General features: G+C 70.8%; 25 protein-coding genes. 11 read left to right on the forward strand and 14 right to left on the reverse strand.

The features are described 5' to 3' along the window. Position 1 precedes the first annotated feature (1 nt). A complete protein-coding gene (locus tag ACWEVP_RS22640) occupies positions 2-676 on the reverse strand; it encodes a response regulator transcription factor (protein WP_452064688.1) in 675 nt (224 codons plus the stop codon). Between the two features lie 275 nt (positions 677-951). On the opposite strand from ACWEVP_RS22640, the gene ACWEVP_RS22645 reads away from it, so the two are divergent. The 5 genes from ACWEVP_RS22645 (at position 952) to ACWEVP_RS22665 (ending at position 5,091) form a co-directional block, all read left to right on the forward strand. Next, positions 952-1,680, forward strand: coding sequence for an amino acid ABC transporter ATP-binding protein (locus ACWEVP_RS22645; protein ID WP_452064689.1), 729 nt, complete (start codon positions 952-954; stop codon positions 1,678-1,680). A 53-nt stretch (positions 1,681-1,733) separates the two neighbouring features. Then, entirely contained in the window at positions 1,734-2,585 is an 852-nt protein-coding gene (locus tag ACWEVP_RS22650) for a glutamate ABC transporter substrate-binding protein (protein WP_452064546.1), read from the forward strand. A 76-nt stretch (positions 2,586-2,661) separates the two neighbouring features. Further along, positions 2,662-3,348, forward strand: coding sequence for an amino acid ABC transporter permease (locus ACWEVP_RS22655; protein WP_452064547.1), 687 nt, complete (start codon positions 2,662-2,664; stop codon positions 3,346-3,348). Next, positions 3,345-4,259 carry an amino acid ABC transporter permease gene (locus ACWEVP_RS22660; RefSeq protein ID WP_452064548.1) on the forward strand — a complete coding sequence of 305 codons (915 nt, stop codon included), beginning with the start codon at positions 3,345-3,347 and terminating at the stop codon, positions 4,257-4,259. The genes ACWEVP_RS22655 and ACWEVP_RS22660 overlap by 4 nt, the downstream gene beginning before the upstream one ends. Before the next feature lie 94 nt (positions 4,260-4,353). Further along, positions 4,354-5,091, forward strand: coding sequence for an SDR family NAD(P)-dependent oxidoreductase (locus tag ACWEVP_RS22665; protein ID WP_452064549.1), 738 nt, complete (start codon positions 4,354-4,356; stop codon positions 5,089-5,091). A 131-nt stretch (positions 5,092-5,222) separates the two neighbouring features. Here the strand turns inward: ACWEVP_RS22665 and ACWEVP_RS22670 are convergent, their stop codons facing one another. Together ACWEVP_RS22670 and ACWEVP_RS22675 are read right to left on the reverse strand one after the other, a co-directional pair. Beyond that, positions 5,223-5,897: a YoaK family protein gene (locus tag ACWEVP_RS22670; protein WP_452064550.1), complete on the reverse strand. Its 675-nt coding sequence runs from the start codon at positions 5,895-5,897 to the stop codon at positions 5,223-5,225. Further along, positions 5,890-6,825 (reverse strand): DUF4037 domain-containing protein, encoded by a 936-nt coding sequence (locus tag ACWEVP_RS22675; protein WP_452064551.1) that lies wholly within the window; start codon positions 6,823-6,825, stop codon positions 5,890-5,892. The genes ACWEVP_RS22670 and ACWEVP_RS22675 overlap by 8 nt, the downstream gene beginning before the upstream one ends. A 171-nt stretch (positions 6,826-6,996) precedes the next feature. Between ACWEVP_RS22675 and ACWEVP_RS22680 the strand changes: the two genes are divergently transcribed. Then, on the forward strand, positions 6,997-7,848 hold the full coding sequence (locus ACWEVP_RS22680) for a helix-turn-helix domain-containing protein (RefSeq protein ID WP_452064552.1): 852 nt from the start codon (positions 6,997-6,999) through the stop codon (positions 7,846-7,848). On the opposite strand, the gene ACWEVP_RS22685 is transcribed toward ACWEVP_RS22680, so the two are convergent. From ACWEVP_RS22685 to ACWEVP_RS22695, 3 genes are read right to left on the reverse strand one after another with little or no spacing between them, the layout of a single operon-like run. Further along, positions 7,835-8,947, reverse strand: a complete 1,113-nt coding sequence (locus ACWEVP_RS22685) for an amidohydrolase family protein (RefSeq protein WP_452064553.1) — start codon at positions 8,945-8,947, stop codon at positions 7,835-7,837. The two genes, ACWEVP_RS22680 and ACWEVP_RS22685, sit on opposite strands and share 14 nt — an antisense overlap. After that, positions 8,944-9,471 carry a GNAT family N-acetyltransferase gene (locus tag ACWEVP_RS22690; RefSeq protein WP_452064554.1) on the reverse strand — a complete coding sequence of 176 codons (528 nt, stop codon included), beginning with the start codon at positions 9,469-9,471 and terminating at the stop codon, positions 8,944-8,946. The genes ACWEVP_RS22685 and ACWEVP_RS22690 overlap by 4 nt, the downstream gene beginning before the upstream one ends. 18 nt (positions 9,472-9,489) lie before the next feature. Then, a complete protein-coding gene (locus tag ACWEVP_RS22695; RefSeq protein ID WP_452064555.1) occupies positions 9,490-10,137 on the reverse strand; it encodes a class I SAM-dependent methyltransferase in 648 nt (215 codons plus the stop codon). A gap of 91 nt (positions 10,138-10,228) precedes the next feature. Between ACWEVP_RS22695 and ACWEVP_RS22700 the strand changes: the two genes are divergently transcribed. After that, on the forward strand, positions 10,229-10,840 hold the full coding sequence (locus ACWEVP_RS22700) for a TetR/AcrR family transcriptional regulator (RefSeq protein WP_452064556.1): 612 nt from the start codon (positions 10,229-10,231) through the stop codon (positions 10,838-10,840). Positions 10,841-10,894: 54 nt separating this feature from the next. On the opposite strand, the gene ACWEVP_RS22705 is transcribed toward ACWEVP_RS22700, so the two are convergent. The 4 genes from ACWEVP_RS22705 to ACWEVP_RS22720 are packed head-to-tail and all read right to left on the reverse strand — an operon-like array spanning position 10,895 to position 14,721. Beyond that, on the reverse strand, positions 10,895-11,647 hold the full coding sequence (locus tag ACWEVP_RS22705) for a succinate dehydrogenase/fumarate reductase iron-sulfur subunit (protein ID WP_452064557.1): 753 nt from the start codon (positions 11,645-11,647) through the stop codon (positions 10,895-10,897). Then, positions 11,644-13,560: a fumarate reductase/succinate dehydrogenase flavoprotein subunit gene (locus tag ACWEVP_RS22710; protein ID WP_452064558.1), complete on the reverse strand. Its 1,917-nt coding sequence runs from the start codon at positions 13,558-13,560 to the stop codon at positions 11,644-11,646. The genes ACWEVP_RS22705 and ACWEVP_RS22710 overlap by 4 nt, the downstream gene beginning before the upstream one ends. Positions 13,561-13,612: 52 nt before the next feature. After that, a complete protein-coding gene (locus ACWEVP_RS22715) occupies positions 13,613-14,437 on the reverse strand; it encodes a hypothetical protein (protein WP_452064559.1) in 825 nt (274 codons plus the stop codon). Further along, positions 14,434-14,721, reverse strand: coding sequence for a hypothetical protein (locus ACWEVP_RS22720; RefSeq protein ID WP_163046790.1), 288 nt, complete (start codon positions 14,719-14,721; stop codon positions 14,434-14,436). The genes ACWEVP_RS22715 and ACWEVP_RS22720 overlap by 4 nt, the downstream gene beginning before the upstream one ends. 252 nt (positions 14,722-14,973) lie before the next feature. Here ACWEVP_RS22720 and edd point away from each other — a divergent pair, with 252 nt between their 5' ends. From edd to ACWEVP_RS22740, 4 genes are all read left to right on the forward strand, one after another. Beyond that, complete coding sequence (edd, locus tag ACWEVP_RS22725) at positions 14,974-16,863, forward strand: phosphogluconate dehydratase (RefSeq protein WP_452064560.1); 1,890 nt, start codon at positions 14,974-14,976, stop codon at positions 16,861-16,863. Next, entirely contained in the window at positions 16,860-17,465 is a 606-nt protein-coding gene (gene eda / locus ACWEVP_RS22730; protein ID WP_452064561.1) for a bifunctional 4-hydroxy-2-oxoglutarate aldolase/2-dehydro-3-deoxy-phosphogluconate aldolase, read from the forward strand. Before edd ends, eda begins: the two co-directional genes overlap by 4 nt. A 204-nt stretch (positions 17,466-17,669) precedes the next feature. Next, positions 17,670-19,637 (forward strand): PEP/pyruvate-binding domain-containing protein, encoded by a 1,968-nt coding sequence (locus tag ACWEVP_RS22735; RefSeq protein ID WP_452064562.1) that lies wholly within the window; start codon positions 17,670-17,672, stop codon positions 19,635-19,637. A 17-nt stretch (positions 19,638-19,654) separates the two neighbouring features. Further along, positions 19,655-21,040 (forward strand): MFS transporter, encoded by a 1,386-nt coding sequence (locus ACWEVP_RS22740; RefSeq protein ID WP_452064563.1) that lies wholly within the window; start codon positions 19,655-19,657, stop codon positions 21,038-21,040. Positions 21,041-21,386: 346 nt separating this feature from the next. Here ACWEVP_RS22740 and ACWEVP_RS22745 read toward each other — a convergent pair whose 3' ends face one another. From ACWEVP_RS22745 to ACWEVP_RS22760, 4 genes are all read right to left on the reverse strand, one after another. Then, positions 21,387-21,932: a regulatory protein RecX gene (locus tag ACWEVP_RS22745; protein ID WP_167455171.1), complete on the reverse strand. Its 546-nt coding sequence runs from the start codon at positions 21,930-21,932 to the stop codon at positions 21,387-21,389. A gap of 85 nt (positions 21,933-22,017) precedes the next feature. After that, entirely contained in the window at positions 22,018-23,064 is a 1,047-nt protein-coding gene (gene recA / locus ACWEVP_RS22750) for a recombinase RecA (RefSeq protein WP_452064564.1), read from the reverse strand. Positions 23,065-23,303: 239 nt separating this feature from the next. Continuing rightward, the gene (locus tag ACWEVP_RS22755) at positions 23,304-23,498 is read right to left on the reverse strand and encodes a DUF3046 domain-containing protein (protein WP_436392660.1); all 195 of its coding nucleotides are present in this window, start codon (positions 23,496-23,498) and stop codon (positions 23,304-23,306) included. A 44-nt stretch (positions 23,499-23,542) separates the two neighbouring features. Next, the gene (locus ACWEVP_RS22760; RefSeq protein ID WP_452064565.1) at positions 23,543-25,393 is read right to left on the reverse strand and encodes an Hsp70 family protein; all 1,851 of its coding nucleotides are present in this window, start codon (positions 25,391-25,393) and stop codon (positions 23,543-23,545) included. Between the last annotated feature and the right edge of the window lie 131 nt (positions 25,394-25,524).

Here is a 25,524-nt window from a genome sequence, read left to right on the forward strand (position 1 = left end):
GTCAGCTCCGGGCGGCCGCGCCGCCGAGCCGGTAGCCGACCCCGCGGACCGTTTCGATCAGCGACGGGCGGCCCAGCTTCGTCCGCAGCGTCGCGACGTGGACGTCCAGCGACCGGCTCTCCGCGGCGCCCCGGTGCCCCCACACCTCGGTGAGCACGTGCTCGCGCGAGCACACCGCGCCGCGCGCGCCGGCGACCAGCGCGAGCACCTGGAACTCCTTGCGGGACAACGCGATCGCGCGCCCGTCGACCAGCACCTCGTGCCGGGCGAGGTCGACGCTGACGTCGCCCACCTCGATGACGGCCTGCTCGGTGACGGTGTGCTCCGGACGGCGGCGGCGCACGGCTTCGACGCGGGCGAGCAGCTCCTCGACGTCGTAGGGCTTGACCAGGTAGTCGTCGGCGCCGGCGCGCAGGCCCCGGATCCGGTCGTCGACCTCGCCGCGGGCCGACACGACGATGATCGCCACGTCGCTGACCGCGCGGATCTGGGTGCAGAGCGTGACACCGTCGATGTCCGGCAGCCCCAGGTCGAGCAGGACGACGTCGACCTCGTGCACGCGCTCGAGCACGCCGGCGCCGGTGGCCAGCCGCGCGATCGCCAGGCCGCGGCGGGTCAGCGCCGGGATGAGCGCGCCCGCGACCCGGTCGTCGTCCTCCACCAGCAGCACCCGCACCCGTCCGCCTCCCATGGTGACCCGCTCCACCGGCCGGTAGCGCCGAACTCTAGGACGTCCCGGCCCGCGGCGCACGGGCCACCCGGACGGTGACTGTGGGTTACGCTGACGCCGATACCCCCAAAATGGACATCGATACGCAGTTGAAACCCTAAGTATTGCTCAACTCGGCTTGCCAGCCGGTAAGTCAACGGTAGGTTCTCGCCATCGCGTGGTGACCCACGCCGCATTCGAACGACCCTGGAGGCCAGATGACCGCGGAGGTGGCGGCGCCGATGATCAAGGCGTCCGCCGTGAACAAGTACTTCGGCGACCTGCACGTGCTCAGGGAGATCACGCTCGAGGTGCCTCGCGGCCAGGTCGTCGTGGTGCTGGGTCCGTCCGGGTCGGGCAAGTCGACCCTGTGCCGGGCGATCAACCGGCTCGAGCCGATCAACTCGGGCGAGATCGCCGTCGACGGTGTCCCGCTGCCCGCCGAAGGCAAGGCGCTCGCGGCCCTGCGCGCCGACGTCGGCATGGTGTTCCAGTCGTTCAACCTGTTCGCGCACAAGACCATCCTCGAAAACGTGATGCTGGCGCCGACGAAGGTCCGCAAGGCCTCGAAGGAGGACGCGCGCAAGACGGCGATGGAGCTGCTGGAGCGCGTCGGCATCGCCAACCAGGCCGACAAGTACCCGGCCCAGCTGTCCGGCGGCCAGCAGCAGCGCGTGGCGATCGCCCGCGCGCTGGCGATGCGGCCCAAGGTCATGCTGTTCGACGAGCCGACCTCGGCGCTGGACCCGGAGATGGTCCAGGAGGTCCTCGACGTCATGACCGGCCTGGCCAAGGACGGCATGACGATGCTGGTCGTCACCCACGAGATGGGCTTCGCCCGGCGGGCAGCCGATCGGGTGATCTTCATGGCCGACGGCGAGATCGTCGAGGACACGACGCCGGACGAGTTCTTCACCGCGCCCAAGAGCGAGCGCGCGAAGGACTTCCTCGGCAAGATCCTGACCCACTGAGCACTTTCCCCGGCCACGCGGCCGGACGAGATTCGGAAGGAACCTGAGAGACGATGCGGTTGAACCGAGTTCTGCAGGTCGGCGCGGTCGTGATGGCCGCCGGGCTGGCCCTGACGGCCTGCGGCGGCGGGTCCGGCAGCGGCGCGAGCGGCGACAAGAACCTGGTCCAGCGGGCCAAGGACAACAAGAAGCTGACGATCGGCATCAAGTTCGACCAGCCGGGCCTCGGCCTGAAGAAGCCGGACGGCACCTACGCCGGCTTCGACGTCGACGTCGCGAAGTACATCGCCAAGCAGCTCGGCGTCGAAGAGTCCGGGATCACCTGGAAGGAAGCGCAGTCGGCGCAGCGCGAGGACCTGATCAAGAAGGGTGAGGTCGACTTCATCGTCGCCACCTACTCGATCACCGACAAGCGCAAGAACGACGTCTCCTTCGGCGGCCCGTACTTCGTCGCGCACCAGGACCTGCTGGTCCGGGCGGACAACACCGACATCACCGGTCCCGAGTCGCTGACCGGCAACAAGAAGCTGTGCTCGGTCAAGGGCTCGACCCCCGCGCAGAACGTGAAGTCGAAGTACGCCAAGGACGTGCAGCTGCAGGAGGTCGGCAAGTACACCGACTGCGTGACCGCGCTCCTGAACGGCACCGTCGACGCGATGACCACCGACGACGTCATCCTGGCCGGCTACGCCGCGCAGCAGCCCGGCAAGCTGAAGCTGGTCGGCAAGGGCTTCTCCGACGAGAACTACGGCGTCGGCCTGAAGAAGGACGACGCGGACGGCAAGGCCGCGATCAACAAGGCCATCCAGGCCATGGAGCAGGATGGCTCGTGGGAGAAGGCGCTGCAGACCAACGTCGGCCCGTCGGGCTACAAGATCCCGGCCGCCCCGGCGATCGCTCCCTGATATCCGGTTTGTGAAGTCGAACGGTGCGCCGTGAATGCGGCGCACCGTTCCCATACCGAGGCCAGGTTGGACAACCGTGTTCGAGTTCCTCAACAACCCTGATTACGACCTCGTCGGCGCGTTCTGGACGACGATCCAGCTGACGTTCTTCTCGGCGATCGGCGCGCTCGTGTGGGGCACGATCCTCGTCGCGATGCGGGTCAGTCCCGTGCCGATCATGCGCGGCTTCGCGACGGCGTACGTGAACATCTTCCGGAACACCCCGCTGACCGTGATCATCATCTTCACGTCGCTGGGTCTTTCGTCCACGCTGGGCATCAACCTGGCCGCCGCGGACTCGCCCACCTCGCTGGCCGACAACGCGTTCCGGCTGGCGGTGCTGGGCTTCGTCGTCTACACGGCGACGTTCGTGTGCGAGTCGCTGCGCTCGGGCATCAACACCGTCCCGGTCGGCCAGGCGGAGGCGGCGCGGGCACTGGGGCTCAACTTCCTGCAGGTGCTCACGCTGATCGTGCTGCCGCAGGCGTTCCGCTCGGTGATCGCGCCGCTGGCGAACGTCCTGATCGCGCTGCTGAAGAACACCACCGTCGCCTCGGTGATCGGCGTCGCCGAGGCGTCGCTGCTGATGTCGACGATGGTCGAGAACGAGTCCGACTCGTTGTTCCTGGTCTTCATCCTGTTCGCGCTGGTGTTCGTCGCGCTGGTCCTGCCACTCGGCCTGCTGCTCGGCTGGGTCGCCAAGAAAGCCGAGGTCAAGCGATGAGCACGCAGTCCGTCCTCTACGACGCCCCGGGCCCGAAGGCCAAGACCCGCAACTGGATCTACACGGTCCTGTTCGCGTTGGTGCTGCTGCTGGTGGCGTGGTTCGTCTACACCGGCTTCGACGAGAAGGGCCAGTGGGCGGGCGCGCTCTGGAAGCCGTTCATCGAGGGCTCGACCTGGACGCAGTTCCTGCTGCCCGGTCTGCTGAAGACGCTCGAAGCGGCCGCGCTGTCCATCGTGATCGCGCTGCCGATCGGCGCGTTGCTGGGCATCGGCCGGCTGTCGCAGCACAAGTGGGTGCGGATCCCGGTCGGCGCTGTGGTCGAGTTCTTCCGGGCCATCCCGGTGCTGCTGCTGATGGTGTTCGGGGCGGCGCTGTACGCGTACTACACCCCGATCGAGGCCGACACCCGGCCGCTGTTCGCCGCCGTGACGGGCCTGGTGCTCTACAACGGCTCGGTGATGGCGGAGGTGTTCCGCGCCGGCATCCTGTCCCTCCCGAAGGGACAGACCGAGGCCGCGTCGGCGCTCGGCCTGCGCAAGACCCAGACGATGATCAACGTCCTGCTCCCGCAGGCGATCACGCTGATGCTGCCGGCCCTGGTCAGCCAGCTGGTGGTCATCCTGAAGGACACCGCGCTCGCCGGCCAGCTGACCATCGGCTACGACGAGCTGATCCGCGGCTCCGGGCCGATCACCGGCAACTTCAACAACACGATCCCGACGCTGATCGTCATCGCGATCATCTTCATCGTGTTGAACCTGGCCCTGTCGTGGTTCGCCTCGTGGCTGGAGCGCAAGCTGTCGCGGCGGAAGAAGGCCCCGCGCGGCGCGAAGCCGCTGGAAGCCGCTCCAGCGGCGGTGACCGCGGCGACGGACTTCTCCACCGGGAACAGTTCGGGCGGTCTCTGAGGTTCCGCGGAAACGGGTGGGTGCGCGAATCGCACCCACCCGCTTTTTCGTGCCCGGGTTGTCCTACCCGGGGGTCTCCCCTAGCGTCGAGCGCATGGGCGTCGCACTGGTGACCGGCAGTTCCCGCGGACTCGGCCGGGTGATCGCGCGCAGACTGGCGCGGGACGGGCTCGCCGTCGCGGTCAACGGGCACAGTGACGACGCCGACCTCGAGACGGCGGCGGAGGGCATCCTCGCGGAGGGCGGCAAGGCGGCGGCGTTCGCCGCCGACGTGACGGACCGGCGTCAGGTCGGCGAGCTCGTCGACGGCGTCACGGCGCTGCTGGGCCCGATCACGGTGCTGGTGCTGAACGCGACCGGCCCGCAGCCCGAGGCTCCGGTGTCCCAAGTGGACTGGCCGGACCACCTGGCGCAGCTGGACTTCTTCGTGCGGTCGCCGGTGCTGCTCGGGCACGCGGTGCTGCCGGGGATGCGGGCCCGCGGCCACGGCCGGATCGTCCACGTCGACTCGGAGGTCGCGGATCGCCCGCCGCCCGGCCGCTCGGCGTACGCGACGGCGAAGAGCGCGCAGATCGGCCTGACCCGCGCGTGGGCGCGCGAGCTGGCCCCGGACGGCATCACGGTCAACACGGTGGCCCCGGGCTTCGTCCCCGTGGAGCGCCACGCGGAGGTCGACGAGACGGAGCGCGAGGCGTACCGCGCGTCCGTCCCGGCGGGCCGGCTCGGCACCCCGGAGGACGTCGCGGCGGCGGTGAGCTTCTTCGCGTCGGAGGAGGCGGGGTTCGTCACCGGCCAGCGCCTGCTGGTCGACGGCGGGCGCGCCCTCGGCTGACCTGGCTGCCGGGGTTCGGGCCGGCGATCAGCCGCGGCACGGCGCACGGCGAGCCGCCTGCCGACACCTGCGTCAGCGACGTCGTGTGCGGTCCCGGCGGCGCACACGGGATCACTGTGGACGAACGCAGTTCAGGCCGGGTTCCCGGCCGGCCCGCGCTGCCGCGACAGCACCGCCAGCACGCCGAGGATCAGCAGCAGGGCCAGCGCCAGCGCCGTCCACATCGCGACGTGCAGCTGCAACAGCCCGCCGGCCAGCGCGCCCACCAGCATCGCCCCCACGGCCGCCACCTTCCGCAGCGGGTGCGCCCCCGGGCCGCCCGCTGCCTTCGAGTCCGCCGCGAAGCCGGTCAGCGTCATCGTCAGGACGGTTGTCGTGAGGTCGGGCGCGCCGATCCGGCGGACCGCCGCGTTCTGCACGCCCATCGCCACGCCCAGCACGACGATCAGCAGCTCGCCGCCCGCCCGGGTGCCGGTGCCGAGCGTCGCCGACAGCACCACCGCCACCGCCACCAGCGCCGCCTGGACCGCGGTCGCCTGCCGGAGGGCGTCGTGGTCGTCGTCCCGGCGGGCCAGCCGCCCGCCGGCGAGCGCGCCCGCCAGGAACGCCAGCACCGCGGTCAGCGACGCGAGCACCGACAGCGTCGTCTCCCCCGCCGCCGCGAACCCCAGGAACACGACGTTGCCGGTCATGTTGGCCACGAACACCCGGCCCAGGCCGAGGAAGCTGACGGCGTCGACGACCCCGGTCACGACGGTCAGCGTCAGCAGCAGCGCGGCCAGGTCGCGCGGTTTCGGTTCAGCCATGCGCGCAGTCAACCACCGCACGGGTCAGCTCGCGGTGCCCGAGCACGTCGGTGCTGTCGACGAACTGGTCGATCGCTCCGGTCATCGGCCGCTCCCCGGCCAGGGAGCGGACGAACCGCTCGGCGTGGACCACCCGGAACGGGCGATCGAAGAAGCGGCTCACGCGCGGCTCGACCGGTTCGGTGAGGCCGAGCGCGTTGTGCAGCCCGGCGACGTTCTCGTAGGCCGCGACGAGGTGCCGTTCGCGTTCTCGCCAGTCCGTCGCCGCGAGGGCGCCGGTGAGGTGCGGGCTCAGCGCCGCGGCCGCGGGCAGCCGCGCGAAGGCGCTCCCGAGCCACTTGCTGTACGGCGGGTACCGGCGGGCCATGAGCAGGCACAGCCGCATGAGGTCCCGCACGAGCCGCGCCGCGACGACGGCCGAGCCCAGTTCGTCCCCGACCTCCCCGCACCGGCCGACGAACGAGTCCTCCTGGCCGATGCGCTGCCACTGGCACGCGAGGACGTACCGCCAGACGTCGTCCGGGTACCAGGCCACGCGGCGCCTGAGCGCCTCGAAGCCGAGGTCGTCGTGGTGCACCGCCCCGCCGGTGAACTCGGCGAAGACCTGGGTCGGGGTGGCGAGCCAGTCGCGGCGGCCGGCGTGGCGCGGGTCGAAGCCGAGGAAGCCGCGCACCCACCCGTCGAGCGTCGCGACCACCAGTTTCGCCGGGTGGCCGCCGAAGGTGGCCGGGACCGGGACGTCCCGGACCTCCGGGAGGAAGAGGAAGACGCGGGCGGTCCAGTCGTGGTCGGTGGAGCGCGCGGTGTCGAAGCCGAGGACCTCCGAGCCGGGCCCGACCAGCGCGGCGCTGTGCGGCCCGTCGACGACCGGGGCGACCGCTTCGGCGTAGAAGCGGCGGCTCAGCTCGATTCCGGAAAGGAACGTCATGAATGCCAGTGTGGCCTACTAACGCGCGAAGCGCCCTTCATTATGCGAAGCTGCTTCGCAGCGCTTCGTGAGCGAAATCCGTTGTCGCACAGGCAGAACAGCAACATCCGTTCCGGTGAACCCCTGCGCGGCAGGAGCCGTTTTGTCGGTGGTTGCCTTTAGCGTGCGGGCATGACCGAAAAGAGCACGGTACGCACGCGCGAAATGGGCGTCGAGCTGAAGTCCCAGCGCGAGGCGAAACAGATGTCACTGCGTGAGGTGGCCCGGCGCGCCCACTGGTCGGCGTCGAAGGTGTCCGGCTGGGAGAACGGCAGGCGCATCTCGCCGATCGACCTGGCGATCTACCTCGCGCACTGCGGCACCGAGGCGCCCGAGCGCGAGCGGCTGCTGCACCTGACCCGGCCACCGAGCGAGCTGTACTGGGTGCGGCCGTACTTCGACGAGCTCGTCGACCCGATGAAGTCCTTGATCATCCAGGAAAACCTGGCGACGGCGGTGATCTCGAACAGCCCGGCGGCCCTGCCGGGCATGCTCCAGACCGAGGACTACGTGCGCAGCGTCTACGAGCTGTCCGGGCGCTACACGACAGACCGGCTGAAGACACTGGTCCGCGCGAGGATCGAGCGGCAACGGCTGCTGCAGCGCCGAAACCCGCCCCACTGCGTCTACTTCGTGTACGAGCACACGCTGAGATCGATCCTGCGCGACCCGGCTTTGATGCATGAACAGCTGCAGTCGTTGGTACTGGCCACGAACCTCCCCCACTGCACGATCCGCGTGGTGCCCGCCTCGGCACCGCCGTACCACCTGGTCGGCAGCCGGTTCACCATTCTGGAGTTCGCCGAACACCCGCCGGTGGCCTACGAAGAAACCTTCTCCGCCGGGCTGTTCGTCGACGACCGGGTGGCGGTCGAAGCCTTCTACGTCCTCCGCACGAGGCTGGAACAGGCGGCCTTGTCCGAACGCGAGTCGCGGGAGTTCCTGGTCCGCCTGACCGAGGAGTTCGAACTCATGGCGAAGTGACCAGCCGGCCGTCGTGCCAGACCGCCCGGACCCGGGCCGGCAGATCCGACACGTCGAGATCCACGCCGTCGAGCAACACCACGTCCGCCCGCAGCCCCGCCTCGACCCGCCCGCGGTCGTGCTCGAGCCTGAGCAGCCGCGCCGCCTCGGAGGTCGCCGCCTTCACCGCGGCCGCGTCCCCCAGCACCGCGGCCAGCAGGCGCAGCTCGGTCGTCAAGTCGACATGGGGACGCGGGGCCAGGTCCGACCCCGCGGCGATCCGGACGCCCGCCTCCGCCGCGAGGCGCAGCGAACGCCGGTGCGTGCCGGCGAACTCGGTGTCGCTCATCGGCGACAACGTCGGCACGTACCAGGCGTCCGCCAGGGCCGTGACGGCGTCGTCGTCGAGGAACGTGCCGTGCTCGATGCTGCGCGCTCCCGCCCGGGCCGCCGACGTCACGGCCGCCGAGGTGTGCGCGTGCGCCAGGACGTCGCGGCCGCAGCGGGCGGCCTCGTCGACCACGGCGGCGAGCTCGTCGTCGGTCGGGCGGACGTCCACGCCCGCGCGGACCGCCCGCATCGAGCCGCTCGCGCCGACCTTGATCCAGTCGGCGCCCGCGCGCACCATCCGGCGGACGGCCGCGCGGGCGGCGTCCGGCCCGTCGAACAACGGGTCCGGCAGCGACGGGTCGCCGTAGTTGTCGACGGCGCCGGCGGCCGGATCCCACGCGTCGCCGAGCCCGCCGGTCGGCCCCAGCTGGCGCAGGCTGACCAGCAGGTCCGGCCCGGTGATCCAGCCCTCGGCCAGCGCGTGCTTGAAGCCGGCGTCGGCGCCCCAGGCGTCCCGGACAGTCGTGATGCCCCGCGCGAGCAACCGCCGCAGCACCGGCACGGCCTCGAGGATCCGGGCGCTGCGCGGCAACGGCTCGGGGCGCCGGAAGGCGACGTGCACGTGGCAGTCGATGAGCCCCGGGATCAGCAGCCCACCGGAGCAGTCGACGGGCGGGCCTTCGAGGCCGAGCCCGACTTCGGCGATCCGGGCGCCGTCGAGCCGGACGTCCGCACGGGTCGTCTCCCCGGTCTCGGGGTCGAACACGTGCGCCCCGGCGAGCACCGTCACCCGAGCGCCTTGCGGTAGACGAGGAAATCGCACGGCGTGGCCAGCGACGGCGCGAGGTGCGGGTAGTCCACCGCGAGGTCGGCGCGGTGCGTCACGCGGTAGCCGAGCCGGTCGTACCACTCGGCGAGGAACTGCTTGGCCGGGTGCGTCCACTCGCGCGGCACCAGCAGTTCCAGCTGCATCTCACGGCAGCCCGCGTCCCGGCTCGCCCGCTCGGCGAACGCCACCAGCTCGCGCCCGATGCCGAGGCCGCGTCGCGCGGGATCGGCCGCGAGCATGCCGAACTCGCCGGTCGTCTCGTCGAGCCGCCGGACGCGCACCGACCCGGCGAGGTCACCGTCGGCGAACGCGACGGCGATCTCCCCGGCCCGCGCGAAGCCGGCCACCTCGTCAGCGGCGGTCCGGTCGGTGCTGCCCAGCCACAGCCCCTTCTCGGACTCGGCGTAGACCTGGTTCACCAGCCCGGTGATCCGGCCGATCAAGGCGGGGTCGGCGGACGGCGGCAGCAGCTCGATCTCCAGCACCCTGCCATCCTGCCGTGATCACGGCTTCGACGCTCGCACGCAGAGCAGGAACCCGCCGGCCCGGCTCTCCGACTCCACCTCGAAGCCGGCCTCCGCGAGCATCGGCGAAATCCGTTCGACCGGGTTGTCCCGCATCTGCGGCCCGGCGGTCGTGCCCACGAGGTGCCGGCCCAGGCGGCCGCGGGGCGGGCGGAAGTCCGCCAGCAGGATCCGGCCGCCGGGGCGCAGGACCCGGAACATCTCGCGGAACGCCGTGCCCCGCACCGCCTCCGGGATGTGGTGCACGGCGAGGCTGGACACCACGACGTCGAACGAGCCGTCCGGCGCGGCCAGCGCCTCGGCCCGGCCCGCTTCGAACGAGCAGTTCGCCGTGCCGCGCAGGCGGCGCGCCTGCGCGACCATCGGCTCGGACGGATCGATCCCGACCGCCCGCCCGCCGGGCGACGCGGCTTCGGCCGCCAGCGCCGTGAGGTACCCGGGTCCGCAGCCGACGTCCAGCACCCGGTCCCCCGGCGCGACGCCCGCCAGCTCCACCAGCCGGCCGAACGTGCGCTTCCGCCGGCCGGCGAACACCGCCACCGACAGCACTTCGTACGCCCGGGCGTGCTGGATCGCTCCCGGCGCCCGCGCGTCCGGTCGTCCGTGCAGCAGTTGTCCCAGCTTCATGACCCACCCCATAACTTAGTCGCGACTAAGAACGTGTCCGCCAGGTTAGTCGTCACTAAGTAGGACGGCAAGGGGCACTACGCTGGGTCTCGTGACCGAGTCAGCCCGCCGGGTCCGGATGAGCGCCCCGGACCGTCGCGAATCGATCCTCGCCGCCGCCACCGAGGTCTTCGCCGAGGTCGGCTACCTGCGGGGCAAGACCTCCGCCGTGGCGCGCCGGGTCGGCGTCAGCGAGCCCGTCGTGTTCCAGAACTTCGGGACCAAGGCCGCCTTGTTCGCCGCCGTGGTCGACCGCGCCGCGGACCACGTCTGCCGGCTCATCGACCGGACGACCGAGAGCGCGACGCCGGTCGCCGTGCTGCTCGAGACGATGCTGGACCCGGGCCACCTCGACCAGGTGCACAGCGCGGGCTCGATCGGCGCGATCTTCGCCGACGCCGCCGCCATCACCGGGGAACCCGAAGTCGAAGCGGCCGCGAAGAAGTCCACGCAGCGCTTCGCCGGCTCGCTCACCGCGCTGCTGGACCGCGGCCGCGCCGAGGGCGAACTCCGCGCGGACCTCGACGCCGAAGCCGCCGCCTGGTGGCTGCTCTCGCTGGTCGCGTCGCAGAAATTCCGGCGCCGGACCGCCGCGGAGCCGGCCGCGGTCGAAGCCCGGCTCGCCGCCGGCACGCTCGGCTTCCTGCTGGCGCCGCGGAAATGAAGACGCTCGCGAACCGGCTTGATCGCACGGTTCGCGAGCGTCGGGAGGGAAGCGCTACTTGTCGCGGCGGAAGAGCTTGTTGCCCAGCCACACGATCGGGTCGTACTTGCGGTCGGCGACGCGCTCCTTCATCGGGATGAGCGCGTTGTCGGTGATGTGGATGCCTTCCGGGCAGACCTCGGTGCAGCACTTGGTGATGTTGCAGTACCCCAGGCCGTGCTCGTCCTGCGCGGCGTCCCGGCGGTCGGCGACGTCGAGCGGGTGCATCTCCAGTTCCGCGATGCGCATCAGGTACCGCGGCCCGGCGAACGACTCCTTGTTCTCCTCGTGGTCGCGCACCACGTGGCAGGTGTTCTGGCACAGGAAGCACTCGATGCACTTCCGGAACTCCTGCGACCGCTCGACGTCCACCTGTTGCATCCGGTACTCGCCGGGCTTCAGCCCCGGCGGCGGCGTGAACGACGGGATCTCCCGCGCCTTCGTGTAGTTGAACGACACGTCGGTGACCAGGTCGCGGATCACCGGGAACGTCCGCAGCGGCGTCACCGTGATCACCTCGTCCTCGGTGAACGTCGACATCCGCGTCATGCACAGCAGCCGCGGCTTGCCGTTGATCTCCGCCGAGCACGAGCCGCACTTGCCCGCCTTGCAGTTCCAGCGCACCGCCAGGTCCGCGGCCTGCGTGGCCTGCAGCCGGTGGATGATGTCGAGGACGACCTCGCCCTCGTTCACCTCCACCGTGAAGTCCTGCAGGCCGCCGCCCGTGTCGTCGCCGCGCCACACCCGGAAACTCGCCTTATAGCTCATGCTTTGCTCCCGGGGTGGGTTTCGAGCTCACCGTCGGTGTAGTACTTCCCGAGCTCGCCGAACTCGAACAGCTCCAGCAGGTCCTGCCGCAGCGGCACCTGCTCCTTCACCGTGACGTCGATGTCCGGCACGACCGGGTTGTCCCCGTCCGAGGCCGAGCACACCAGCAGCTTGTGCCGCCACTCGGGGTCCATGCCGGGGAAGTCGTCGCGCGTGTGCCCGCCGCGGCTTTCGGTCCGCGTCAACGCGGCCTTCGCGACGCACTCGCTGACCATCAGCATGTTGCGCAGGTCGATCGCGAGGTGCCAGCCGGGGTTGAACTGCCGGTGCCCCTCCACCGTGACGCGCAGGATCCGCTCCCGCAGCTCGCCGAGCTTCGTCAGCGCCTGCTCGATCTCGCCCGCCTTGCGGATGATGCCGACCAGGTCGTTCATCGACTGCTGCAGCTCGGTGTGCAGGGTGTACGGGTTTTCGGCCGACGCGCCGGCGGGCGGGTCGAACGGCGCGAGCGCCATCTTCGCCGCGGCGTCCACATCGGACTCCAGCACCGCGGGCCTGCCGTCGAGACCGGACACGTACTCGGCCGCGCCGAGGCCCGCGCGCCGCCCGAACACCAGCAGGTCCGACAACGAGTTGCCGCCGAGCCGGTTGGACCCGTGCATGCCGCCCGAGCACTCGCCGGCGGCGAACAGGCCGGGCACGCTCGCCGCCGCCGTGTCCGGGTCGACCTCGATGCCGCCCATGACGTAGTGGCAGGTCGGGCCGACCTCCATCGGCTCCGCCGTGATGTCGACGTCCGCCAGTTCCTTGAACTGGTGGTACATCGACGGCAGCCGCTTCTTGATCTCCTCGGTCGGCAGCCGGCTGGCGATGTCGAGGAAGACGCCGCCGTGCGGGGACCCGCGTCCTTCCTTGACCTCGGAGTTGATCGCGCGGGCCACCTCGTCGCGGGGCAGCAGGTCCGGCGTGCGCCGGTTGTTGTCCGCGTCGGCGTACCAGCGGTCGGCTTCCTCTTCGCTTTCGGCGTACTGGCCCTTGAACACCTCGGGCACGTACTCGAACATGAACCGCTTGCCGTCGGAGTTCTTCAGCACGCCGCCGTCACCGCGCACGCCCTCGGTGACGAGGATGCCCTTGACGCTCGGCGGCCAGACCATCCCGGTCGGGTGGAACTGGACGAACTCCATGTTGATCAGCTTCGCGCCCGCGCGCAGCGCCAGCGCGTGGCCGTCGCCGGTGTACTCCCACGAGTTCGACGTCACCTTGAACGACTTGCCGATGCCGCCGGTGGCGAGCACGACCGCGGGTGCCTCGAAGAGGATGAACCGGCCGCTCTCGCGCCAGTAGCCGAACGCGCCGGCGATCTTCCCGTCGGTGGTGAGCAGCTCGGTGACCGTGCACTCGGCGAAGACCTTGATCTTGGCCTCGTAGTCGCCGGTCTCGGCGAAGTCCTCCTGTTGCAGCGAAACGATCTTCTGCTGCATCGTGCGGATCAGCTCGAGGCCGGTGCGGTCACCGACGTGAGCGAGCCGCGGGTAGGTGTGCCCGCCGAAGTTGCGCTGGCTGATCCGGCCGTCGGCGGTGCGGTCGAACAACGCGCCGTAGGTCTCCAGCTCCCAGACGCGGTCGGGCGCCTCCTTGGCGTGCAGTTCGGCCATCCGCCAGTTGTTGAGGAACTTCCCGCCGCGCATGGTGTCGCGGAAGTGGACCTGCCAGTTGTCGTTCGAGTTCGCGTTGCCCATGGACGCGGCGCACCCGCCCTCGGCCATCACCGTGTGCGCCTTGCCGAACAGGGACTTGCACACGACGGCGACGCGGAAACCGCGTTCGCGCGCCTCGATCACCGCGCGCAGACCGGCGCCACCGGCCCCGATCACCACCACGTCGTAGCTGTGGCGTTCGACCTCGGTCATAGAAGAATTCCACCTCGGAACTGGGGACGTCAGTTTTAGGGAGAAAGGCGTGCTAGTTGACGAATCTCAGGTCCGAGATCGCGCCGCTGGCCACGAGCATGACGTAGAAGTCGGTCAGCACCAGCGTGCCGAGCGTCGTCCAGGCCAGCGCCATGTGCCGGGTGTTGAGCTTCGTGACCTGCGTCCAGATCCAGTAGCGCACCGGGTGCTTGGAGAAGTGCTTGAGCCTGCCGCCGGTCACGTGCCGGCACGAGTGGCAGGAAAGCGTGTACGCCCACAGCAGGACCACGTTGCCGAGCAGGATGATGTTGCCCAGCCCGAACCCGAAGCCGCCGGTCTTCCCGTGGAACGCCGTGATCGCGTCGTAGGTGTTGATCAGCGAGACGATCAGCGCGACGTAGAAGAAGTAGCGGTGGACGTTCTGGATGATGAGCGGCAGCCGTGTCTCGCCCGTGTACTTCGCGTGCGGTTCCGCGACGGCGCAGGCGGGCGGGGAGAACCACACGGCCCGGTAGTAGGCCTTGCGGTAGTAGTAGCAGGTCAGGCGGAAGCCGAGCAGGAACGGCAGCACGACGAAGCCGAGCGGGATCCAGCCCGGCAGGTCGCCGAACCAGTGGCCGAAGTGGCTCGAGCCCTCGACGCAGGAAGTGGACAGGCAGGGCGAGTAGAACGGCGTCAGGTAGTGGTAGTCGGGCACCCAGTACGCGGTGCGCACGAACGACCGGACCGTCGCGTAGATGATGAACGCCGACAGCCCGAGCACGGTCAGCAGCGGCTGGAGCCACCACCGGTCCGTGCGGAGGGTGCGCTCGGCGATCCGGGCCCGCTTGGGGGCCCGGACGCCGGTGCCGACGCCGTTGTCAGCCGGAGCGCTCACCGCTGGTCGCGCTTGTAGCCGCCGACGCCTTCGTCATCGGCGCCGTGCCAGAGCGCCGGGTCGTAGGGGGTGTCGGGCACCGGGACGCGCTCGGCGGGCTTCGCCTGGGCGGGCACGGCCAGGGGCGTGCCGTCGAGGTCCGCGGTGTCGATGTCGAGGCGCTCCACGTCGTTGGCGAGCCGGCGGACCGCCGACGCGTCGCCGTAACGCGAGCGCAGTGCGCCGACGCACTGCCTGAGCTGGCCGATGGTTCGCCGCAGCTCGGCGATTTCGGAGGTGGACATCAATCCTCCCGGTGTGGTGGGGCCGGCGGAAGCCGGGCGGGCGATCACTCGCCCCTACGGCTTTACCGTGCGTCGTGCAGTGTGACAACTAGCACACTAACGGCTCTGGGGGTGATCGGGGTCACGCGGGTCGATCTTCTGAATCGATTTTGATTCGGCGTTTTCCCGAGGTACTGTGGCCAGTGTCACGACCCAGAGGCGCCAGCGTTGCCGTCCCGCGGACCACCCCACACCAGTGATCCGGAGCCGGACATGAGCCCCACCCCCACCACGAAGCTGCACCGAGTCGTCGCCGACGTCACCGAACGCGTCGCGGCCCGCAGTGCCGCGACCCGCGCGGCCTACCTCGGCCGCGTGGCCGCCGCGCACGAAGAAGGCCCGGTCCGCCGCGGTCTCGCGTGCAGCAACCTCGCCCACGGTTTCGCCGCGATGGACGGCGTCGACAAGGAGGCGCTGCGGGCCGCGCGGGCCCCCGGCGTCGCGATCATCTCGTCCTACAACGACATGCTGTCGGCGCACCAGCCGATGCAGGAGTACCCGGCGTGGCTGAAGAAGTCCGTGCGCGGCGCGGGCGGTGTCGCCCAGTTCGCCGGCGGCGTGCCCGCGATGTGCGACGGCATCACCCAGGGCCGGGCGGGCATGGAGCTGTCCCTGTTCAGCCGCGAGGTCATCGCGATGTCGACGGCGATCGCGCTGTCGCACGACATGTTCGACGCCGCGCTGTTGCTGGGCGTCTGCGACAAGATCGTGCCCGGCCTGCTGATCGGCGCCCTGTCGTTCGGTCACCTGCCCGCGCTGCTCGTCCCGGCGGGGCCGATGAACTCCGGGCTGCCGAACAAGGAGAAGGCCCGCGTCCGGCAGCTGTACGCCGAGGGTCTCGCGACCCGCGAAGACCTCCTCGACGCCGAGGCGGCGTCGTACCACTCGGCCGGCACCTGCACCTTCTACGGCACGGCCAACTCCAACCAGATGGTCGTCGAGGTGATGGGCCTGCACCTGCCCGGCGCCAGCTTCGTCCAGCCGGGCTCCTCCCTGCGCCAGGCGCTCACCGAGGAAGCCGGACGGCGGATCGTCGAGATCTCGCGCGGCGAGCAGTACACGCCGGTCGCGCGGATCCTCGACGAAAAGGCGTTCGTCAACGGCGTCATCGCGCTGCTCGCCACCGGCGGCTCGACCAACCACACGATGCACCTGGTCGCGATCGCCGCGGCCGCGGGCATCCAGCTGACCTGGGACGACTTTTCGGACCTCTCGGCGGTCGTGCCGCTGCTGGCGCGGGTCTACCCGAACGGCAGCGCCGACATCAACCACTTCCACGCCGCCGGCGGCATCCAGTTCCTGGTGGGCACGCTGCTCGACGCGGGGTTGCTGCACGAGGACGTGCACACGGTCGCCGGGTTCGGGCTGCACCGCTACCGGGCCGAGCCGATCCTGTCCGACGGCGAGCTGGTCTGGCGCGACGTGCCCACCCGCAGCCTCGACGAGGACGTGCTGCGCCCGGTCTGGCGCCCCTTCGCCGCCGACGGCGGGCTGCGGATGGTCGAGGGCAACCTCGGCCGCGCGGTGATCAAGGTGTCGGCGGTGGCGCCCGAGCACCGCGTCGTCCAGGCGCCGGCGCGGGTGTTCACCACCCAGGAGGCGTTCAAGGCCGCGTTCGAAGCGGGCGAGCTGGACCGCGACGTCGTCGTGGTGGTCCGGCAGCAGGGGCCGCGGGCCAACGGCATGCCGGAGCTGCACGGGCTCACCCCGGCGCTGGGTGTGCTGATGGACCGCGGGCACGCCGTGGCGTTGCTCACCGACGGCCGCATGTCGGGCGCGTCGGGCAAGATCCCGGCGGCCATCCAGGTGACGCCGGAAGCCGCGGCGGGCGGCCCGATCGCGCGCATCGCCGACGGCGACGTCATCCGGCTGGACGCGACTTCGGGCTCCCTCGACGTGCTCGTCGGTGACGAAGAACTCGCCCGCCGTGAGCTTGTGGACTCCCCGCCGTCCGAAGCATCCTGGACCGGCACCGGCCGAGAGCTGTTCGCCGCGTTGCGCCGGACGGTCGGCCCTGCTGACCAGGGCGCTTCGGTGTTCGGCGGTCTGACCCCGGAGCACTTCGGAACGCCCGCTTTCACAACCCAGGAGGTCGGTCAGTGACCACCGGTCAGGACCTGCTCGAGCTGTCCCCCGTGATGCCCGTCGTGGTGATCGACGACGCCGACGACGCGGTGCCCACGGCCCGGGCCCTGCTCGCCGGCGGGATCGGGGTCATCGAGCTGACCCTGCGCACCCCGGCGGCGCTCGCCGCGATCGAGCGCGTCGCGGCCGAGGTGCCGGAGATCGTCATCGGCGCCGGCACCATCACCGCGGCCGACCACGCGAAGCAGGCGGCGGACGCGGGGGCGAAGTTCCTCGTGACGCCGGGCTGCACCGACGCGGTCGTCGACGCGTGCTTCGAGACCGGGCTGCCGTTCCTGCCCGGCGCGAGCACGGTGTCCGAGGCGATGCGGCTGGCCGAGCGCGGGCTCACGGCGTTGAAGTTCTTCCCGGCCGAGGCGTCCGGTGGCGTCGCGTACCTGAAGTCGATCGCGGGTCCGTTGCCGCAGCTGAAGTTCTGCCCGACGGGCGGGATCACCGTCGCTTCGGCGCCGTCGTACCTGGCGCTGCCGAACGTCGGCTGCATCGGCGGTTCGTGGCTGACGGCCTCGCTCGACCCCGCGACGATCGAGAAGCTGGCCGCGGAAGCCGCACAGCTGTAGCGGAAATCACCCCGCGTGGTGATCGCGCCCGAACGGCGGAATGCGCGTCCGCATTCCGGGAGCACCGTTCCAGCTTTCTGGAACGGTGCTCCGAGCGGGTGTGGCGGCGGTCATGAATCCCGCTGAATGGAGCAATCGCGGCTCCAGTGGGTGATTTACCGGCCTGTTATCGTTTCCTCTCGCTGTTTCGAGCGAGGAGATCCGGTGTCCCTGACCGATGTGGTCGCCCCCAGTCCTGCCCCCGAGAACGTCGCCGCACTCGTCGGCGAACGTCTTTCACTGTCCGCCCTCCACCAGTTGGGCGGCACCCTCGGCGGCTATTCCTTCGTCAAGGTCGTGGTCGACCGCGAAAACGCGGTGATCCACTTCCTGAACGACGCCCGCCATTCCTTTCACGCGATCTATATCGGGGAAGAGATCCTCGGCGTCCCCGAAGAACGGGTGCGCGCGGAGATCGATTCCTACAACCAGGAGTTCTACCACGCACCGGACCGCCGGTTCCTGCTCGGCATCCTGGCCCGGCACCCGCAGCTGCTTTCCCTCGAGACGGTCGAGGTCGACACGATGCCGGCCGCGCTGATCCGCGAGTTCCACGCGTTCGTCGCGCGGTACGTCGACCCGGCGCTGCCGCTGGTGTTCAAGCCCGCCAACCAGCTGCAGGAACGGATCGTCCGGGAGATCCCGCCGGGCGAGCTGCCCCGGGTGTTCGCGCACGAGCTGTTCTCGACGGCGCCGTTCGTCCCGCTGAACCCCGGCACCGCGACGGGCCGGCTTCGCGCGTTCCGCACCGAGGCCGAGTACCGCGCCGCGACGCTGGAGTGGTCGGACATCATCGTGATGGACCGCGTCCCGGACGACATCCCGCGGCTCTCGGGCATCGTCAACGCCCGCCACACGACGCCGTTGTCGCACACCAACGTCCTCGCCACCGGCTGGCAGATCCCGAACGCCGTGCAGGTGGGCGCCCTGGCCGACATCGAGGGTCGCGGGCTCGACGGCAAGTGGGTCGAGTACACAGTGGACGCTCGAGGGCTCTCGCTGCGGGAGGTCCCCGAGCCGGCCTCGGCGGCCCCGCCGAAGTGGTACGCCCAGCGCGTCAAGCTGGAGGAGCCGGAGTCCGAGCACAGCCCGATCGTGAACTTGAAGCGGTTGCGCGCGACCGACCGCTACCGGTACGGGACGAAGGCGGCCAACCTGGGCGAGCTGCACCACGTGCTGGCACACGGTTCGCAGCGGCTGCTCGGCTTCTACCAGGTGCCGCGCCCGCCGCGGGAGAACCTGCTGCCGTACCTGGCCCGGCTGCTGGACGTCCCTGTCGACGCCGATCTGGGCGCCGCGGCCCGGCGGCTGCTCGACGAGCGCGTCCGCGTGCCCCGCGGGATCGCGTTGCCGTTCTCGTTGCAGCGGCGGTTCCTCGAGTCGTCACCGAGGATCCAGCAGGCCATCGGCAAGCTGAAGATGGCGCTGGAACTGGACGCCCGCGAAATCGAGCCGCTGTGCGTCGAGCTGCAGAGCCTGATCCGAGCGGCGCGGCTGCCGGGCGCGCTCGCCGGGGAGATCGACTCCGCGCTGGTGTCGCAGCTGGCCGGGGTGCGCTCGTTCGTCGTGCGCAGCTCGTCGAACGCCGAAGACCTGGCCGGGTTCTCGGCGGCCGGGATCTACGAGTCGCTCAACCACGTCACCACGGCCGAGCGGATCTTCGCCAGCGTCAAGGAGGTGTGGGCGTCGCTGGTATCGGTGCGCAGCGTCCGGCTCCGGCACCAGGCCGGCATCTCCCTCGACGAGTGCTACATGGGCGTGGTGATCCAGGAGCAGGTCGCGGCCGACTTCGGCGGCGTGCTGGTGACGACGAACCCGATGAACCGCGCGGACTTCCGCACGGTGTACGTCAACGTGTCACCGCGCGTGACCGACGTCGTCGAGGGGTCGGCGCTGCCCATGCAGTACCTGTACTCGACGGTCGAGGGCGGCGGCCGCACGGTGTCGCTCGGCGACGCCACGGCGGACCTCGACGCGCGGGCGCACGACCAGCTGCAGCGGCTCGCGATCGCCGGCCGCCTGCTGCAGGGGCACTTCTCGCCCGACTACACGTTCGACTCGCCGGTGGACGTCGAGTGGCTCGCCGACGGCGAGCACCTCCACCTCGTGCAGCTGCGCCCGTATTCCGTTTGAATTCAGGAGAAACCGTCATGCTGGGCCTTCGCCTGCCCGCGAACCCCGCCGTCCGGCGCACCGTCCGGCTGACCTACGGGTTCCAGTTCTTCTTCGGCCTGCTGCTGTGGGTGCCGATCTTCTACCAGTACCAGAAGCTCGTCGGCCTGTCCGACGGCGAGATCTTCGGCATCCAGAGCATCTACTACGTCGTGTTCTGCCTGCTGGAGATCCCGACCGGGATGCTCGCCGACCGGTTCGACTACCGCACGTCGCTGGCGGCCGGCGCGGGCGTGCTCGTGGCGGCGAACCTGGTGCCGGTGTTCCTCGGCTCGTACACCGGGTTCCTGCTGCACTTCGTCCTGATCGCCCTGGCGCGGTCGCTGGTGTCGGGCGCGCAGAGCGCGTACCTGTACGAGTACCTGCACACTTCGGGCGCCGGTGAGCACTACCTCCGGGTGGAGGGCGTCGGCCGGGCGTACAGCCTGGTGGGCAAGATCGTGTACTGGCCGGTGATCGGCCTGCTGATGGCGTGGAACCTCCCGTCCCCGTACTGGCTGACGGCGATCAACGCGGGCGTGGCACTGGCGTTCGCGCTGAAGCTCCCGCCGATCCCCGGCGGCCGCCGGGTCACGGGCAAGACGGCGTCGCTGCTGGCGGGCGTCGGCGGCGCGCTGTCGGCGTTGCGTTCGTCGCGGTGGCTGGTGCTGCTGATGGTGCAGGGCATCGCGATGTTCACGCTGGTGCGGATCTGCCAGGTGAACCTGTTCCAGCCGATCCTGGAGTCGAAGTCGTTGTCGGTGAACTGGTACGGCGCGGTGCTGGCCGCCATGACGGTCTTCGAGGCACTGGGCGCGGCCCGCCCGCACCGCCTCCGCCGCGCGATCGGCCCGGTGGGGTCGGTGTTCACGCTGACGATCGTGATGGCGCTGTGCCTTGGTGTGGTCGTGTTCGTGGGTGCCCTCCCGGCGGTGGTCCTGTTGTGCGTGTTCGCGGTGGCGACGGGGATTTCGTTCCCGGTGCAGAAGCAGCTGCTGAACGACTCCATCCCGGACTCCCGCTACCGCGCGACGCTCCTGTCGATGGAGTCCATTGTGGACCGTGCGGTGTGCGCCCTGGTGGCGGTGGCGCTGGGCGCGTACCTGGCGGCCGGGCGGCTCGACGAGTTCCTGGTGCTGTCGGCGGTGGTCACGTGTGTGGTGATGGGGTTGCTCGCGGTGCTGCTGCTGGCGGTCCGCAAGCACCGCTCGGACCGCCGGGTACCCACCGGGCAGGCACCCGCGGAACCGGCCGTGCCGCTCCGCGTTTCGCCGGCGGACCCGCGGCCGGCGGATTCCACCGCGCTCAGCGGCTCGGCGGGTCCGGAAGGCCGGTTCTCCGGCTCGCAGTTCCGGCGGCGAGAGGTGGACCAGGTCGGCAACTGAGCCACCTGGCAAGCCCGCGCCCGGGGAGCCGGCAGCCCCGGTCGCCGACCGTCGACGGCCGGTCCCACGAGGGCATCAGACCTGGCCGGCAACCGCCCGGCGGGCGCGATCGCCCCCGCGCCGGCAACGGCCGCCCGCGCGGCCATCCTCATGCCGGCAACACCAACCACCACCCAGCCGACGCAGCCATCCCCACACCGGCAGCACCGAACACCACCCAGCCGACGCAGCCATCCCCACACCGGCAACACCGACCTTCGCCGGCCGGCGCGGCCATCCCACGTCGGCAACACCAACCACCGCCCAGCCGGCGCGGCCTTCCCCGCGCGCGCCGGCCGGGGGCGGGTCAGTCGATGACGGCGTCGTCGAGGAGGGTGGACTCCGCGCCGTACTCGCGGAGTTCCTCCCTGATCACCGTGTACGCCAGCCCCTGCGGGTAGCCCTTGCGGGCGAGGAAGCCGAGCAGCCGGCGCAGCGCCGTCTGCTCGTCGACGTTGCCGAGGGATCCGAGGCGCTTGCGGACCAGTTCCCTGGCCATCTGCTCCTCGGATTCGCGGTCGACCTCTCCCGCCGCCTGCGCGGCGACCTCACCGTCGACGCCCTTGCGCCGCAGTTCGGCCACCAGCGCGGTGCGGGACAGCCCCTGGTTCGCGTGGCGGGACTTCACCCACAGCTGGGCGAACTCCTCGTCGTTGACCAGCCCCGCCCGGTCGAGCTTGCCGAGCAGGGTTTCACTGGTCTCCTCGTCGAATCCCTTGCGCTGCAACGCCTGCCGCAGTTCTTCCTGAGTCCGCGGTCGAGCGGCCAGGAGATCGAAGCAGATCTCCTTGGCCTTCTTGTACCGCTCCTCGGGAGGCAACTCGGCCGGCGGAACCTTGGGCGCCCTCGCCACCTACGTCACTCCTCGTCTTCACAAACCCGCGCCCGAAGTCAACGCGACCACGGCCGGCGGGGGTCCGGGGGTCCGCCCCCTTCGATCAGAAGTCGACCGGCGCCGGGACGGCTTCGACCGCGGCCGCGTCGAGCTGCGGGCCGATGCCGAGCTTCTCCTTGATCCGCTTCTCGATCTCGTTGGCGATGTCCGGGTTGTCGCGCAGGAACCGGCGCGCGTTCTCCTTGCCCTGGCCGAGCTGGTCGCCTTCGTAGGTGTACCAGGCGCCGGACTTGCGCAGGATCGACTGGTCGACACCCATGTCGATCAGCGAGCCCTCGCGGGAGATGCCCTGGCCGTACAGGATGTCGAACTCGGCCTGTTTGAAAGGCGGGGCCACCTTGTTCTTGACGACCTTGACGCGGGTCCGGTTGCCGACCGCCTCGCCGGCGTCCTTCATCGTCTCGATGCGGCGCACGTCCAGGCGGACCGATGCGTAGAACTTCAGCGCCTTGCCACCGGTGGTCGTCTCCGGGGAGCCGAACATGACGCCGACCTTCTCGCGGAGCTGGTTGATGAAGATCGCCGTGGTGCCCGAGTTGGACAGCGCACCGGTGATCTTCCGCAGCGCCTGGCTCATCAGGCGGGCCTGGAGGCCGACGTGCGAGTCGCCCATCTCGCCCTCGATTTCGGCGCGCGGCACGAGCGCGGCGACGGAGTCGATGACCAGGATGTCGAGCGCGCCGGAGCGGATCAGCATGTCCGCGATCTCCAGGGCCTGCTCACCGGTGTCCGGCTGGGAGACCAGCAGCGCGTCGGTGTCGACGCCGAGTGCCTTGGCGTACTCCGGGTCGAGCGCGTGCTCCGCGTCGATGAACGCCGCGATGCCGCCGGCGCGCTGTGCGTTCGCCACGGCGTGCAGGGCGACCGTCGTCTTACCCGAGGATTCCGGGCCGTAGATCTCGACGACCCGGCCGCGGGGCAGCCCGCCGATGCCGAGCGCGACGTCGAGGGCGATCGACCCGGTGGGGATCACGGCGATGGGCGGCCGGGTGTCCTCGCCCAGGCGCATCACCGAGCCCTTGCCGTACTGCTTGTCGATCTGCGCGAGCGCGAGCTCGAGCGCCTTGTCCTTGTCGGGTGCTGCAGGCATGGAAGTCCACCTCGCTGGTCGAAGCCCCGGCTCTCCGGGGGCTCTGTGTCGGTTCTTCAGCTGTCCGGTCCGACGCTAGCGGCGGGGACCGACAATTCCAGGCGCGGCGCCCAATCTGTGGATCGCTGGACCCGATGTGGACAACACCATAGACGAACACCTGTTCGAGGTCGGCAGCGACACACCCTTGCGCTAGGATTTTTCGCCCACCCGGGTCGGACGCCCGGGAAACGCCCAGGTCAGCGCCGTTCGCGCGGGACGTCGAAGGCGTCGCAGACCTCTCGCCAGATCTCCTTGGCCGGGATTCCCGCGGTCAGCGCCTGGTCGACGGTGCGCCCGCCGAGCCCGCTGAGCACGTGGTCCCTGGCCAGCACCTGGGCCCGCCCGGGGCCGAACTCCTCGGCCATGAGCCGCCGGAAAACCGTGATCCGCATCGGACCCACTCTAACCGGCGGCGCGAACGGTCCGTTCGCGCCGCCTACTCCCCCGGCTGGACGCTCGCCTCGAAGTAGTCGGCCAGCGTGCCCGGCGTGGTCGCCTCGGCCTGGTCCGCCGAATTCAGCTGGTAGATGAACCCCACCAGCGGCCGGTCCGACACCGTGAACACGAGCACCGCCGACGTCCGGCCCGCGGCCGACGAGTAGTGCCCCTTGAGCCCGTTGCCGCCCCAGTCGGCCTCCGTGCGGTCGCCGCCCGCCGAGGTGAGCAGGCCGTCGGTGTACTGCTTGAGCCGGTCGGCGTTGTCGCCCTGGACGTAGGTCACCTGCGTGCCCGCCCGGCCCGGCGCGGAGCACGTCGAGGACACGCCGAGGCTCTCCGCCGGCGCCGCCGGGCCGTTGCCCATGCCCGGCTTGCAGTCGCCGGTGTCGGCGATCTTCCCGGCGAGCTGGCGCAGGCAGCCGGTGAGGCCCTTGGCGTCGGCCTGCCCCGGCGTCCTGCACTGGTCGGCGGTGTAGGTCGTCGCCGAGGACGACGACGTCAGGAAGTACGTCAGCCCCGCCGCGAGCACCACCACGACCGCGGCCGCGATCCCGATGAGCAGCTTCTTCTTCCCGCCGGGCTTCGGCTCGGTCTTCTCCGCCGCGGCCGCGGGCGAGTACGCGGGGAAGTTCGACGGCACCGGCTGCGGCCCGCTGGGCGGGAAGTTCGACGGCGCGTACCCGGGGTACTGCGGCGGCGGAGCCGGGGGCGCGTACTGCGGGCGGGGCGGGCCGCCGGCGGCGACGGCCCCTTCGACGTTCTGCGTCCGCGCGCCCATGCCGTCGCGCGCCACGTGCTGCGCACCGAGCGCGACGGCGGTCTCCGGCTGGTCGAGGCTGCCCGGCACGACACCGAGCTTCTCCGCGATCATCGTGCCGACCAGCGGCAGCCGGCTCGACCCGCCGACGAGGTAGATGCCGGCCAGCCGGTCCGGGGTCAGCCCGGACGAGCGCAGCGTCCGCGACAGCAGTTCGACGCTGCGCAGCATCGCCGGCCGGACCAGGCCCTCCAGCTCGCCGCGCGTGACCAGGACGTCCTTGAACGGCTCGGGCATCGGCACCTCGGTCTGCGGGTGCCGCGACAGCGCCTCCTTGGCCGCCTTGACGTCCTCCTGCAGCGCGCGCCGGGTCCGCCGGTCGCCGGTGGACTCCGGCCGCAGGAGCCGTTGCCAGCGCTGCGGGTCCGAGTGCGAGACCTCGCGCCCGACGTGCACCATGAGCGCCTGGTCGACGTCGAGGCCGCCGAGGTCGGGCAGGCCGTCCTCGGCGAGCACGGTGAAGCCGTTCTGCGTGGCGCCGACGACGGCGACGTCGAAGGTGCCCGCCCCGAGGTCGTAGACGGCGAGCGCCTGGCCCGGTGCGAGGGACTTGCCGGGGAACGACGCGAAGTGCGCGGCCGCGGCGACCGGTTCGGGCACCAGCAGGATGTTCTGGCCCATGCCGGCGAGCCGGGCGGCCGACATCAGCACGTTGCGGCGGGTCTGGCCCCACTGCGCGGGGTGGGTCAGCCGGACCTCGTCGGGCTGCTCGCCGCCGAGCTGGCGGGACGTTTCTTCGAGGACGCGGCGCAGGATGGCGGCCAGCGCGTCGGTCACCGGGACGACGTCGGTGCCGAGCAGCAGGGTCTGCTCGTCGATGCGGCGCTTGGGGTTCGGCTCGAAGCGCGTCGGGTCGAGGCGGGCGCGGCGCTCGGCGTCGCGGCCGACCATGATCGTGCCCTCTTCGGTGGCGAACACGGCCGACGGCATGTTGGCCGAGCCGTCGACCTCGACGACCCGGGGCGGCCTGCCGTGCGCCGACAGGACGGCGACGGTGTTGGACGTCCCGAGGTCCACGGACAGGATCCGCACAGCACTCCCCTTCGCGAAACACGCCGTGACGGCGTTCGCGGTGATGCTGCCATGCGCGCGGTCACCGTGCGTGCGGACCCGCGAAAGTCACCGCCGCTTGACGGAGAGGTGGATCACGGTGCACGATAGTT

Source organism: Amycolatopsis sp. NPDC003865 (assembly GCF_053605345.1).

Coding starts and splice junctions, on each gene's coding strand:
- ACWEVP_RS22660 (WP_452064548.1), top strand. CDS start 3,345: ATGAGCACGCAGTCCGTCCTCTACGACGCCCCGGGCCCGAAGGCCAAG.
- ACWEVP_RS22675 (WP_452064551.1), bottom strand. CDS start 6,825: ATGACGTTCCTTTCCGGAATCGAGCTGAGCCGCCGCTTCTACGCCGAA.
- ACWEVP_RS22650 (WP_452064546.1), top strand. CDS start 1,734: ATGCGGTTGAACCGAGTTCTGCAGGTCGGCGCGGTCGTGATGGCCGCC.
- edd (WP_452064560.1), top strand. CDS start 14,974: ATGAGCCCCACCCCCACCACGAAGCTGCACCGAGTCGTCGCCGACGTC.
- ACWEVP_RS22665 (WP_452064549.1), top strand. CDS start 4,354: ATGGGCGTCGCACTGGTGACCGGCAGTTCCCGCGGACTCGGCCGGGTG.
- ACWEVP_RS22680 (WP_452064552.1), top strand. CDS start 6,997: ATGACCGAAAAGAGCACGGTACGCACGCGCGAAATGGGCGTCGAGCTG.
- ACWEVP_RS22695 (WP_452064555.1), bottom strand. CDS start 10,137: ATGAAGCTGGGACAACTGCTGCACGGACGACCGGACGCGCGGGCGCCG.
- ACWEVP_RS22710 (WP_452064558.1), bottom strand. CDS start 13,560: ATGACCGAGGTCGAACGCCACAGCTACGACGTGGTGGTGATCGGGGCC.
- ACWEVP_RS22755 (WP_436392660.1), bottom strand. CDS start 23,498: ATGCGGATCACGGTTTTCCGGCGGCTCATGGCCGAGGAGTTCGGCCCC.
- ACWEVP_RS22720 (WP_163046790.1), bottom strand. CDS start 14,721: ATGTCCACCTCCGAAATCGCCGAGCTGCGGCGAACCATCGGCCAGCTC.
- ACWEVP_RS22705 (WP_452064557.1), bottom strand. CDS start 11,647: ATGAGCTATAAGGCGAGTTTCCGGGTGTGGCGCGGCGACGACACGGGC.
- ACWEVP_RS22670 (WP_452064550.1), bottom strand. CDS start 5,897: ATGGCTGAACCGAAACCGCGCGACCTGGCCGCGCTGCTGCTGACGCTG.
- recA (WP_452064564.1), bottom strand. CDS start 23,064: ATGCCTGCAGCACCCGACAAGGACAAGGCGCTCGAGCTCGCGCTCGCG.
- ACWEVP_RS22740 (WP_452064563.1), top strand. CDS start 19,655: ATGCTGGGCCTTCGCCTGCCCGCGAACCCCGCCGTCCGGCGCACCGTC.
- ACWEVP_RS22645 (WP_452064689.1), top strand. CDS start 952: ATGATCAAGGCGTCCGCCGTGAACAAGTACTTCGGCGACCTGCACGTG.